The organism is Epilithonimonas zeae, from assembly GCF_900141765.1.
Classification (GTDB): Bacteria; Bacteroidota; Bacteroidia; order Flavobacteriales; family Weeksellaceae; genus Epilithonimonas; species Epilithonimonas zeae.
In genome coordinates, this window is record NZ_FSRK01000001.1 from 561,886 (window position 1) to 574,815 (window position 12,930).

Annotated in this window: 12 protein-coding genes; 11 read left to right on the forward strand and 1 reads right to left on the reverse strand. The window is 35.7% G+C overall.

Translation table 11 applies throughout. From position 1 onward, the window contains the following. The first annotated feature begins 377 nt into the window (after positions 1–377). The 4 genes from gyrB (at position 378) to BUR19_RS02480 (ending at position 4,805) form a co-directional block, all read left to right on the forward strand. A complete protein-coding gene (gyrB, locus tag BUR19_RS02465) occupies positions 378–2,312 on the forward strand; it encodes a DNA topoisomerase (ATP-hydrolyzing) subunit B (RefSeq protein ID WP_074233347.1) in 1,935 nt (644 codons plus the stop codon). A gap of 217 nt (positions 2,313–2,529) precedes the next feature. After that, on the forward strand, positions 2,530–3,315 hold the full coding sequence (locus BUR19_RS02470) for an RsiV family protein (RefSeq protein WP_074233348.1): 786 nt from the start codon (positions 2,530–2,532) through the stop codon (positions 3,313–3,315). 1 nt (position 3,316) lies between these two features. Then, entirely contained in the window at positions 3,317–3,766 is a 450-nt protein-coding gene (locus tag BUR19_RS02475; RefSeq protein WP_074233349.1) for a DUF6526 family protein, read from the forward strand. Positions 3,767–3,956: 190 nt separating this feature from the next. Beyond that, entirely contained in the window at positions 3,957–4,805 is an 849-nt protein-coding gene (locus BUR19_RS02480; RefSeq protein ID WP_074233350.1) for a diacylglycerol/lipid kinase family protein, read from the forward strand. Positions 4,806–4,808: 3 nt separating this feature from the next. Here the strand turns inward: BUR19_RS02480 and BUR19_RS02485 are convergent, their stop codons facing one another. Then, positions 4,809–5,363, reverse strand: a complete 555-nt coding sequence (locus BUR19_RS02485) for a hypothetical protein (RefSeq protein WP_074233351.1) — start codon at positions 5,361–5,363, stop codon at positions 4,809–4,811. 235 nt (positions 5,364–5,598) lie between these two features. Here BUR19_RS02485 and BUR19_RS02490 point away from each other — a divergent pair, with 235 nt between their 5' ends. The 7 genes from BUR19_RS02490 to sucD all read left to right on the forward strand — a co-directional run bounded on the left by BUR19_RS02490 (position 5,599) and on the right by sucD (position 12,843). Then, a complete protein-coding gene (locus BUR19_RS02490) occupies positions 5,599–6,813 on the forward strand; it encodes an HD domain-containing protein (RefSeq protein ID WP_074233352.1) in 1,215 nt (404 codons plus the stop codon). Positions 6,814–6,886: 73 nt separating this feature from the next. After that, positions 6,887–7,906 (forward strand): UDP-3-O-(3-hydroxymyristoyl)glucosamine N-acyltransferase, encoded by a 1,020-nt coding sequence (lpxD, locus tag BUR19_RS02495; RefSeq protein WP_074233353.1) that lies wholly within the window; start codon positions 6,887–6,889, stop codon positions 7,904–7,906. 48 nt (positions 7,907–7,954) lie between these two features. Beyond that, positions 7,955–9,349, forward strand: coding sequence for a bifunctional UDP-3-O-[3-hydroxymyristoyl] N-acetylglucosamine deacetylase/3-hydroxyacyl-ACP dehydratase (locus BUR19_RS02500; protein ID WP_074233354.1), 1,395 nt, complete (start codon positions 7,955–7,957; stop codon positions 9,347–9,349). Between the two features lie 3 nt (positions 9,350–9,352). Beyond that, the gene (lpxA, locus tag BUR19_RS02505; protein ID WP_074233355.1) at positions 9,353–10,141 is read left to right on the forward strand and encodes an acyl-ACP--UDP-N-acetylglucosamine O-acyltransferase; all 789 of its coding nucleotides are present in this window, start codon (positions 9,353–9,355) and stop codon (positions 10,139–10,141) included. 30 nt (positions 10,142–10,171) lie between these two features. Then, positions 10,172–10,735 (forward strand): elongation factor P, encoded by a 564-nt coding sequence (gene efp, locus BUR19_RS02510; RefSeq protein WP_027384968.1) that lies wholly within the window; start codon positions 10,172–10,174, stop codon positions 10,733–10,735. A 223-nt stretch (positions 10,736–10,958) separates the two neighbouring features. Continuing rightward, positions 10,959–11,861 (forward strand): LpxD N-terminal domain-containing protein, encoded by a 903-nt coding sequence (locus tag BUR19_RS02515; RefSeq protein ID WP_074233356.1) that lies wholly within the window; start codon positions 10,959–10,961, stop codon positions 11,859–11,861. Positions 11,862–11,970: 109 nt separating this feature from the next. Further along, positions 11,971–12,843, forward strand: a complete 873-nt coding sequence (sucD, locus tag BUR19_RS02520; RefSeq protein ID WP_074233357.1) for a succinate--CoA ligase subunit alpha — start codon at positions 11,971–11,973, stop codon at positions 12,841–12,843. Positions 12,844–12,930 lie beyond the last annotated feature (87 nt).

Consider the following 12,930-nt stretch of genomic DNA (forward strand, 5'->3'; position numbering starts at 1 on the left):
TTAACTGGCCTACTGTTTAATGGGTAAATTAATGTAAATCAGATTCTTTGCTGTGATTTTTGATTATGAATTAGTTCAATCTGAAACAGAATTATTGTTTAAATTGTAATGGTATTAATCTATGATTGAATATGAAAAATTAGTAATGCTGTATTTGTTATTCAAAAATAATTTCAGTTTTTATCAAATTTTTTAATTTCCAGTTTTACATCCCTGTTAAAAACTTATCTTTTTTGACTCATTTCAACCCTTTCATATCTCGATTATTTTAACGATATTTGTAAGCTTTAATAAAATAATTAACAGAAAAATAACAAGGAAAATTCTCAAGCTAACTATTTGAAAATTTGAGTTTTATATCTTGAATCTTTTACAATATGAGTCAAAAACAATATACAGCAAGTAGTATTCAGGCATTGGAAGGAATGGAGCACGTTCGTATGCGTCCTTCAATGTACATTGGTGATGTAGGAGTCAGAGGTCTCCACCATTTGGTTTATGAAGTAGTGGATAACTCTATCGATGAGGCTTTGGCAGGATATTGTGATACGATTACTGTCGCGATAAAAGAAGGGAACGCCGTAGAAGTTATGGATAACGGACGTGGTATTCCTGTAGATTTTCACGAGAAGGAGCAGAAATCTGCGTTAGAGGTTGTAATGACCAAAATCGGAGCTGGAGGTAAATTTGACAAGGATTCTTACAAAGTTTCCGGGGGTCTTCACGGAGTTGGTGTTTCGTGTGTTAATGCACTTTCCAACGAGATGATCACTACCGTTTACAGAGACGGAAACGTTTATCAGCAGGTTTATTCGAGAGGAAAAGCGCAAACAGGCGTTGAAGAAATCGGAAATAGCGACAAAAGAGGAACAAAACAGTTTTTCCAACCGGATGATTCTATTTTTACTGAATTAGTTTATAACTACGATACATTAGCAAACCGTCTTAGAGAGTTGGCATACCTTAATAAAGGGATCACGATTACTTTAACGGACGAAAGAGAAAAATTGGAAGATGGGACTTTCAGAACAGAAGTTTTCCATTCGGAAGGCGGGTTGAAAGAATTCGTTGAGTATATCGACGGAAACCGTGAGTCTATTATGGAGAATGTGATCTTTATGGAAGGCGAGCGTGACGATATTCCGGTTGAGGTGGCGATGCGTTATAACACGTCTTTCAACGAGAATCTCCACTCTTATGTTAATAATATCAATACACACGAAGGAGGAACGCATTTAGCAGGTTTCAGAAGAGCTTTGACAAGAACTCTTAAGAAATATGCCGATGAATTAGGACTTCCTGCAAAGGAAAAGGTTGAAGTTACAGGAGACGATTTCCGTGAAGGTTTGACGGCTGTGATTTCTGTAAAAGTAATGGAACCTCAGTTCGAAGGTCAGACCAAAACAAAATTGGGTAACTCAGAAGTTTCCGGAGCGGTTGATAAAATCGTTGGAGAAATGTTGACTAATTTCTTGGAAGAAAATCCTGCAGAAGCTAAGATCATCGTTCAGAAAGTTGTTTTGGCTGCTAAAGCTAGACAAGCAGCGAAGAAAGCAAGAGAGATGGTTCAGAGAAAATCTCCAATGGGAGGCTCTGGTTTGCCAGGAAAACTGTCCGATTGTTCCTCAAAAGACCCAGCTGAATCAGAATTATTCCTTGTGGAGGGAGATTCCGCAGGTGGGACGGCTAAACAAGGTCGTGACCGTCATTTCCAAGCGATTTTGCCTTTAAGAGGTAAGATTTTGAATGTTGAGAAATCTATGGTTCATAAAGTTTATGATAACGAGGAGATCAAGAATATCTACACGGCACTTGGTGTCTCTGTAGGAACAGAAGAAGATTCTAAAGCTTTGAATTTGGCAAAACTAAGGTATCACAAAATCGTTATTATGACCGATGCGGATATCGATGGTTCTCACATTTCGACTTTGATTCTGACGTTCTTCTTCAGATATATGAAAGAATTGATTGAGAACGGATACATTTATATCGCTTCTCCGCCATTATACTTATTGAAAAAAGGAAACAAAAAAGTCTATGCTTGGAACGAGAAAGAGCGTGAGCAGACCACTTTGGAAATGTCTCCGGACGGAAAAGGAGTAGAAGTACAGCGTTACAAAGGTCTTGGAGAGATGAACCCTGAACAGCTTTGGGAAACGACTCTAAACCCTGAAAACAGAATTTTAAAACAAGTAACGATTGATAATGCAGTAGAAGCAGATTCTACTTTCTCTATGTTGATGGGCGACGAAGTTCCACCGAGAAGAGAATTTATCGAGAAAAATGCGGTTTACGCAAGAATCGATGTTTAAATCATTTTTATAAAAATCAAACCTTCCAATTTTGGAAGGTTTTTTGTTAAGTACCCAATTGTGTTTTAAAACTTTAAAAGATTTATAATTATTTTGCGAGCTCTGATCAATTTTAGGTCTTTGTATATCTTAAAATATTTCTAATGATTTAAAAAAAATCTTTGCGAACTTTGTATTAAAATTTAAACTAAATACAACCACCAATAAAAATAAACCTATGAAAAACCTAATCACAATTCTATCTTTCGCAATTCTGCTTTTCTCTTGCAATAAGAAGGAAATTAAGGAAACTTCAACTTCAAAATCCGACAGTGCGCAAATCAAAAAAGAATTCGTTATAGATTCTATCCAAGTTCAGGATTCTTTACAAGTCGCAAAAACATTGACTTTGTCTTTCGAAAAACAAGTTCTAATATTTCCGAGTATTACCAACAAAACGATTTTGGACAGTATTTATAAACCAGCGAATATTACTTCTGCAGATTACTCCAAGAAAACTTTGACGCAAGTTCTTGAAAAGTTCAAAACAGAATCTTTGAAAAAAGATGAATCGCAGGATTATACGCCCGAATATAAACAGACTTGGGAAGAAGCTTCTGCTATGAAGGTTATTTCTCATCAGAATGATATTTTGACATTGCAATATTCCGGAAGTGGTTATTCTGGTGGCGCACACGGTTATTATTTTGAAGCTTACAAAGCTTTCGATTTAAAAAATAATAAAGTGATTTCTCAAGCTGATATTTTCAAAAATCCAACAGATGCAAATTGGGACAAAATTCTGAAAAATCATTTCGATGAACCTGAGCAAAAAGAAATGCTTTTGGTAGATAAAATAGAACTGAATAATAATTTCTTTTTCGACCAGAATAAAATCACATTTGCATACAATCAATACGAGATTACGGCTTATGCAGCGGGTGTGGTTTACATCACTTTAAATTTCAAAGACATCAAAGACCAATTGAAACCAGAGTTCGTCAAACAATATAACATCAAGTAAAATGAGTCATCAAAATTTGAAGAATCACAGGAAGTATTATCCTTTACATCATTTTATTTTCTATCCTGTTTCATTAGTCCTGTTAATAGTTTCTTTATTTCAAGTTTTCAAAAATATCAATCATAACAGTTCATTTGTAATGATTTGGAGCGTAATTTCAGCAGTTGTAGTTTTGATGATTGTTTTGTCATTTATGCTTCGCCAGCATTATGCTTTGGGACTTCAGGATAGAATTATTATTAATGAATTTAAATTCCGATATTTTGCTCTTACTGGAAATAGATTGGAAAATTCAACTTATCAATTTTCCGATGCTCAGATTTTTGCCTTGAGATTTGCAGAAGATGAAGATTTGATGGAATTGATGCATCAAACGGCACAGAACGATTGGTCATCATCAACAATTAAACAGAATATCAAAAACTGGAAAGCGGACGATAAAAGAATTTAGAAATTTTAAAATCCTTGGAGAGCCTCAGGATGACAGCTCGAATAATGAACGTTTAATTACGAACGTTGTTAGGTTGAAGTTCTCGAAGTCATTTTATCTCAGTCAGGCTGAGGCTCTCGAAGCCCAACAAATAAAAAATAATTCATAAAAAAATACTCTGAAATCCTCAGAGTATTTTTATTTTTGGAAAATGAAGTTTGCTTTCATCATCAATCCTTATTCTGCAAAGAAAAACTACCAGCCTTTTTTGGATAGCCTTTCCAAGAAAGTTGAAAATCCACTCTATATCGTTTCTAAATCCTTGGAGGATACAGATGATTTCATCAGAAAATATTGGAATGAAGTGGATGTTTTTGTGGCTGTTGGTGGTGACGGAACTATTTCTGTTGTGGCGCAAAAGCTCATCAATACAGATAAAATTCTAGCTGTTTTTCCGGCAGGTTCAGGAAATGGATTTTCCAATGAGACCAATTTTAACAAGAATATTTCGGTTCTTTTAGAAAAATTAGACCAGAAAAAATTCAGAAGTATTGACACGTTTATGGTGAATGATAATTTTTCCATCAATGTTTCAGGAACTGGATTTGACGGGAAAGTAGTAAAGGAATTTGAAAAAACAAGCCGTGGTTTTAAGAATTATATCAAAGTTTCTATCAAAACTTTTTTTAATTACAAGCCAATCAAAATCAAATTCTTAGAAGAAGATTACAAACAATACAACGGCAAATATCTGATGCTGAATATTGCCAACACTCGTCAGTTTGGAAACAACGCATACATTGCGCCGATGGCGAGCAAAAGTGATGGTTTGGTAGATTTGGTTTTGGTTAAGAAATTCCCTTTGACTTATTCGCCGTTTTTTGCTTTCAGAATGTTCACCAAACGTTTAAAAGATGATGATTATGTCACTTATCTTCCGGTTTCAGAAATCGAATTCAAGGTGAATACGAAAACATGGCATATTGATGGTGAATTCAAGAAAATCAAGTCGCCGATTAAAATTAAAGTGTTGCCGAAGAGTTTGAGGATTTTGGTTTAATATTTATAATTCCTTCTCAGCTTTTTTCAAAATTTTTATAAAATCTTTCAATTCATCCTTGCTGAATTCACTCACGCTGTGGCTATAATATTCTGTGGGGAAGATAAAATAGTTGACCCAGTTTTTCTGATTTTCTTTATAAACCGCGCCAATTTCAATATTATTTGTTAAAGTGAATTTGTATTTCTTACTGGATTCTCCGATTTTTTCATTCTCTTTTTGTTCAAGAGTTTCTAAAGATTGAATCAAAGTTGAAAGTTCATTTTTCTCAACCGTTAAAGTCTTTTTTGAAATACGGTCAAAAGTTTCATACTCCATCATAATTCCTATCGAAGTTTCGGTTGTGCTATCAGCAACATCTTTCATTATAATTTTTTGAATATTCAAATCTTTGAATTTCGATAGATTAACGATTTCCTTTTCTAGAAGAATGCTTTTTTTGGAATTTAATTTTAATCCTGATGTTGTAATAGATGAAGTTTTAAATGTTGGTGGAGTGATTTGTGCGTTTGTGAAAATGCAAAATAATGTAGAGAAGAGGTATAAACTTTTTTTCATTTTTTGTTTAATTGATAATTTTAAAACTTATTTCGTGATAGACTTATTGTACTTCAGTTTTAAATTTAAAAATACCAATTTAAAATACACCTAACTCTGATTGAAGTTAAATATACAAACGTATCGTAATTTTCAATCGCTGAATGACTATCCGAAAATTATTTCCCGCTGTATTATTTATTACATAAAACCATTTTAATTTACCTATTTTTGTATCAATCATCAATTATAAAAGGTGCAGAATAAACTAAAGATTATCAACGACCCTGTTCACGGTTTTATCAAAATTCCTCACGAGATTTTGTTCGATATCATAGAACATCCTTATTTCCAAAGACTCAGAAGGATTTCCCAAACCGGACTTTTATCACTCATATTTCCAGGCGCAAAACATACGAGATTTCACCATGCTCTTGGTGCAATGAATCTAATGTTCAAAGCATTGGAAACCTTGAAATTGAAAGGTGTGAAAGTGTCAAAAGAAGAAGAAAAAGCAGCGATGCTGGCGATTTTGCTTCACGATATTGGGCACGGTCCGTTCTCGCACGCTTTGGAAAATATGTTGATGGACGATTGGCATCACGAGAAAATTTCGATTTTGCTAATGAACCGATTGAATAAAGAGTTCAAAGGAAAGTTGGATTTGGCGATAGAAATGTTCCAAGGGAAATACCATCGTTCGTTTTTCAATCAGTTGATTTCTTCTCAGCTGGATGTTGATAGAATGGATTATTTGAAACGAGACAGTTTTTACACAGGCGTTTCAGAAGGCAGCGTAAATGTCGAACGAATCATTTCTATGATGAATGTGAGTGATGAAAAATTGGTCATAGATGCAAAAGGAATTTACTCTATAGAAAATTATCTGACGGCCAGAATGTTTATGTATTGGCAGGTTTATTATCATAAGACGGCGGCTTTGGCTGAGCATATTTTGGTTCAGATTCTTAATAGAGCCAAATATTTGGTTTCTCAAAATGTAGATTTGGAAGCGCCTTCTAATTTGAAATACTTCTTAGTTAAAAATAAATTTGACGAAGCCACGGAAGAAGATATCAGAAGATTTACAATGTTGGACGATATGGATGTTTTCCAGGCCATCAAAGTTTGGACGGAAAATGAGGATTTTGTTTTGTCGAAACTTTGCAGAACGGTTATTTACAGAGAGTTTCCTAAAAGTATTATTTCATCAAAACCATTTTCTGAAGATTTTTTGAAACAAAAAGTCGAAAAAGTCAACCAATACTTTAAGATTGAAAATGGAGAAGAATTAGTGGGACAGATTTCTCGTTCGCTTTTGCCGTATGATACAGAAAAACAGCCGATTTATCTGATGGATAAAACTGGAAGTAAATTCAAACTGGAAGAATCTGAGAATCAGATTTTATTCGGATGTATGGAGAATGCTACCAAAAAATATATCATTTATTTTCCACGAGAGATTTTATAATTAAAGTAAAACTGATTTTGATTCGTCATAAAAAATTAAAACTTAATTAATAAAATATTTATCTTTGCAAACTATGGAATTTAGCGCAGAACAAATTGCAGGATTAATAAACGGGAAAATAATTGGCGACGAAAAGACAGTTATTACAGGAGTTTCGCCGATAGAAAATGGTCAGCAGGGACATTTGTCTTTTGTTGCTCAAAGCCGCTTTTCACATTACATAGATAGTACAGATTGTGCAGTGTTGATAGTTTCTGAAAATATTTTGGAAAACAGAGATTACAAACCTGTGATTATTGCTGTGGAAGATGCTTATCTTTCTTTTCAAATCCTGATGAATCTTTATCAGGAGATGCAAGGCAGAAAAACAGGAATCGAAGCTGGTTCTTTCTTCCACGAAACGGCAAAAGTAGGTGAGGATGTTTACATTGGCGCATTCACTTATGTTTCAGAAAAAGCTAAAATAGGCGATGGAACTCAGATTTTCCCTCACGTTTATATTGGAAAAGGAGTAGAAATCGGAAAGAATTGCAAAATTGACAGTGGTGCAAGAATATACGATTATTGCGTTGTAGGTGATAATTGTGTGATTCACTCCAATACAGTTGTCGGCGGTGATGGATTTGGCTTCCAACCTACGGCAGAAGGATTTAAGAAAATTCCTCAGTTAGGAAACGTCATCATTGGAGACGATGTAGAAATTGGTTCCAATTGTAGTATAGACCGTGCAACTATCGGTTCTACGGTGATTGGAAAAGGAACCAAGATTGATAATTTAATCCAAATTGCTCATAATGTTCAGATTGGTGAGAACAATGTAATTGCTGCTCAGGCTGGAATTGCCGGTTCTACGGTCATTGGAGATTGGAATCAGATTGGTGGACAGGTAGGAATTGTTGGTCATATCAAGATTGGAAATCAAGTGAAAATCCAGGCTCAGAGTGGTGTGAATTCATCAGCAAAAGATGGCGATACACTTTACGGTTCTCCGGCAATTAATTACAGCGATTATAGAAGAAACTATGTGCATTTCCGTAATTTTACGGACATAGTGAAAAGAATAAACGATTTAGAAAATAAAAAATCAGAGTAAAGGTATCAGGACTAAAGAAGTATTTCTTCCCGCCTCAAAACTAATACAATGAGCGACAAACAAAAAACAATCAAAGAAGATATCAACCTTTCAGGAATAGGTCTTCACACAGGAAAAGAGGTTAATTTGACAATCAAACCGGCAAAAGAAAATACCGGATTTGTATTTGTAAGAACAGACCTAGAGGGACGTCCGCAGGTAGAAGCAGACGTTAATTATGTAACCACCACAGAAAGAGGAACAACTCTGGAGAAGTTAGGTGTCAAAATTCACACTTGCGAACATTTGTTGGCAGCCCTAGTTGGCATGGATATCGATAATGCTATTCTGGAAATGAACAGCGCTGAACCTCCAATTTTAGATGGTTCTTCAAAATACTTTGTTGAAGCTATCGAAAAAGTAGGGGTTTCTGAGCAAGATTTGCCAAGAGAATATTTGGTAGTCAAAGAAGTGATGAATTACGTAGACCCTGCAACTGGCTCTGAATTAACTGTAATTCCTGCTGATGATTACGAAATCACAACAATGGTAGATTTTGGAACCAAAGTTTTGGGAACTCAGAATGCCAGTATGAAAAACCTTACAGAATTCAAAGATGAGATTGCGCCTGCCAGAACATTCAGTTTCTTGCACGAGCTAGAGCAGCTTTTGGATGCTAATCTGATTAAAGGAGGCGATATCAGCAACGCTATTGTCTATGTTGATAAGGAATTAACACCAGAAACTCTAGAAAAATTGAAAGTTGCTTTTGGTAAAGATGAAGTTTCTATCCGTCCAAACGGTATTCTTGATAATCTTAACCTTAATTTTACCAATGAGGCTGCCAGACACAAATTATTGGATGTAATTGGTGATTTGGCTTTGGTTGGCGTTAGAATCAAAGGAAGAGTAATTGCTAACAAACCAGGACATTTTGTGAATACACAATTCGCAAAAAAACTAAACAGACAATACAAATTGCAAAAAAGAAAAAACGTTCCGGATTTCGATTTAAAAGCAGAGCCTGTTTTCGATATCAACGGAATTATGAGATTATTGCCACACAGACCTCCGTTTTTGTTGGTAGATAAGATTTTGGAATTGTCCGACACGCATGTTGTTGGACTTAAAAATGTTTCTATGAACGAGCCTTTCTTTGTAGGACATTTCCCGAAAGAACCTGTGATGCCAGGTGTTTTGCAAATCGAGGCAATGGCTCAGGTAGGAGGAATTTTAGTTTTGGCTAATGTTCCGGATCCGGAAAATTACTCTACTTATTTTGTAAAAATGGACAATGTTAAATTCAAGAAAAAAGTAGTTCCGGGAGATCAAGTTATTTTCAAAATTGAATTGATAGAACCAATCAGAAGAGGAATTGTACATATGCAAGGCTACGGATACGTTGGTGACAGTGTAGTTGTAGAAGCCGAATTGATGGCACAAGTTGCAAAAACTAAAATATAATTTATGATTCACCAGCTTACTGCGGTAGACCCGCGTGCCAAAATTGGTAAAAACGTAACCATAGAACCATTCACAACTATTGGAGCGAATGTAACCGTTGGTTCTGATACCTGGATTGGTCCCAACGTTACCATTATGGAAAATGTGAAGATTGGTAAGAATTGTAAAATTTTTCCGGGAACTGTGATTGGAGCTGTTCCACAAGATTTGAAGTTTGATGGCGAAGATACTCAGGTAATTATTGGAGATGGAACTACACTGAGAGAATGTGTTACCATTAACAGAGGAACCAAGGCTTTAGGATATACAAAAGTTGGTAATAATTGTTTGATTATGGCGACTTCCCACATTGCACACGATTGTATCGTTGGAGATAATGTTATCATCGCCAATGGTTGCGGAATCGCAGGTCACGTGGAAATTGGAGATTTCGTAGTAATGGGAGGTCTTTCTGCAGTTCAGCAATTCGGGAAAATCGGAAAACATGTAATGGTGTCCGGTGGTTCATTGATTAGAAAAGACATTCCGCCTTATGTAAAAGTAGCTAGAGAACCTATCTCTTACGCAGGTATCAATTCGGTTGGATTGAGAAGAAGAGGTTTTACCAATGATAAAATCTTCGAAATCCAAAAAATCTATAGAGCAATTTTCCAAATGAAAATGAATACAACCCAAGCGATTGAATTCATCGAAAAAGAAATGCTTCCGACAGTAGAGAGAGACGAGATCATAACATTCATCCAAAACTCTCCAAGAGGTATCGTAAAAGGATACGGCTCCGGAAAAGAATAATTTAAAATAATACAAGCTTATATATAACTAATGGCAACAAGTAACGATATCAGAAAAGGACTTTGCATAGAATTCAGCAACGATATTTTCAAAGTAATCGAATTTCTACACGTAAAACCAGGTAAAGGTCCTGCTTTCGTTAGAACAAAATTAAAATCTGTAACCAATGGAAAAGTATTGGACAATACGTTCTCCGCTGGTCACAAAATCGACGAAGTAAAGGTTATCACAAGAAAATTCCAGTATCTTTATGATGATGAGAATGGATTCCACTTTATGAACAACGAAGATTTTTCTCAGCTTTATCTTAACAAAGAAATGATTGAAAACTCTAACTTGATGAAAGCTGGAGAAGAAGTAACAATCATTCTGAAAGAAGCGGACGAAACGCCACTTTCTGCAGAACTTCCTCAGTCGGTTTACTTAGAAGTTATCGAAGCTGACCCAGGTGTAAAAGGAAATACAGCAACCAACGCTTTGAAAAACGCCATCGTAGAAACAGGCGCGAGAGTAATGGTTCCTTTGTTCATCGAACCAGGTGACAAAATCAAAATCAGTACAGAAGACGGCTCTTACTTGGAAAGAGTGAAATAAATTATAGCAGGAAGCTGGAAGCATTAAGTTTTCCAGCTTTCGTTTTTTTATGGCAGCTTTTCCGCCTTCCGCTCCCAATCTTTTTTGCATAAGATTTCAGATTCAATAGAACTTTTGTACAAGCAAAAAAGGATTTCCGCTCAAGTCGGACTGCGTGCAATTCGTCATTTCAAAATAACTGAATTGCAGTTTAAATCAAATGTTTAAATTATAACATCTAGTTATGACTTTCAATCAACCTCAAACACTCAAAGTTATTGCAGACATCATTGGCGCAAAATATGTCGGAGACGAGAATTTTCCGGTTCTTGGAACCAATGAGATCCATATGATAAAACCGGGAGAAATTGTTTTTGTTAATCATCCCAAATATTACGATAAAGCTCTTAATTCTGCTGCAACCATCATTCTAATTGACAAAGAAGTAGAATGTCCAGAAGGCAAAGCGCTTTTGGTTTCTGATGACCCTTTCAGAGATTTCAACAAAATCAATACACATTTCACAAGAATCTCCAATTTCAAAGAAGAACTTCACGATTTGGAAGTAGGAGACGGAACTTCCATTCATCCGTCTGCTGTTATTGGAAACGATGTTAGAATTGGAAAAAACTGTCATATCTTCCCAAATGTTGTCATCGGCGACAGAACAATTATTGGTGATAATGTAATTATCCAGGCTAATACGGTTTTGGGTGGTGATGCTTTCTATTACAGAAAACTGAATGGTAATTTTGATAGATTAATTTCTGTAGGAAACGTTGTCATAGAAAATAATGTAGAAATTGGAAACAGCTGTACGATTGACAGAGGTGTGACAGATTCTACCACCATTGGAGAAGGTTCTGTCCTGGATAATCAAATCCAGATTGGTCACGATACAATTATTGGTAAAAGATGTCTGATCGCTTCTCAAACCGGAATTGCAGGCTGCTGTATAATTGAAGATGAAGTGACGATTTGGGGACAAGTGGGAATGGCTTCTGGTGTAAGAATCGAAAAAGGAACTGTTCTTCTTGCCAAGGTAGGAGTGAATAGAGATCTTAAAAAAGGAACTTATTTTGGACCAATTGCAGAAGAATTCAGAGATTATCTTAGAAAGGAAGTAAAAATCAAAAATCTGAAGTAAATCATATTTTAAATCTTCAAAAAATATCTAATTCCAAGAAATCTTTGAATTATTATCGTTATTTTTGCGAGTAACAAAAGTTTATAAAATCAATAAATTATAATAAAAAATGTCAATATTAGTAAACAAAGATTCTAAAGTTATCGTACAAGGATTTACAGGTAACGAAGGTACTTTCCACGCAGGTCAGATGATCGATTACGGCACCAACGTAGTTGGAGGCGTAACTCCCGGAAAAGGAGGAACTGAGCATCTTGGTAAGCCAGTTTTCAATTCAGTTTCAGAGGCTGTAGAAAAAGCGGGTGCTAATGTGAGTATTATCTTCGTACCGCCGGCATTTGCTGCAGATGCTGTGATGGAAGCTGCTGAGGCTGGTATCAAAGTAATCGTTTGTATTACAGAAGGTATTCCTGTTGCTGATATGGTAAAGGTAAAAGATTATATCCAAGACAGAGATGTTCGTTTGATCGGTCCAAACTGTCCTGGTATCATCACTTCTGACGAAGCTAAAATCGGGATTATGCCAGGTTTCGTTTTCAAAAAAGGAAAAGTAGGTATCGTTTCAAAATCCGGAACTTTAACTTACGAAGCTGCTGACCAAGTGGTGAAAGCTGGTTTCGGAGTTTCTACAGCTATCGGAATTGGTGGAGACCCAATCATCGGAACAACTACTAAAGAAGCTTTGGAATTGTTCATCAACGACCCAGAAACAGAAGCAGTTGTAATGATTGGAGAAATCGGAGGTTCTTTGGAAGCTGAAGCTGCAAGATGGTATAAAGCGAGTGGTTCTACAAAACCAGTTGTAGGTTTCATTGCCGGACAAACTGCACCAAAAGGTAGAACAATGGGTCACGCTGGAGCTATTGTAGGTGGAGATGATGATACTGCACAAGCAAAAATGGCGATTATGAGAGAAAATGGAATCCACGTTGTAGATTCTCCTGCAGAAATCGGTAAAACTGTTGCTACGGTTTTAGCATAGGCTGGATTGATAAGATTAACTTATTAAAATATATTTTGAGAAGCTCGGGTAGAGCTTCTCATTTTTTTTATCTAAATTTGAAACAGA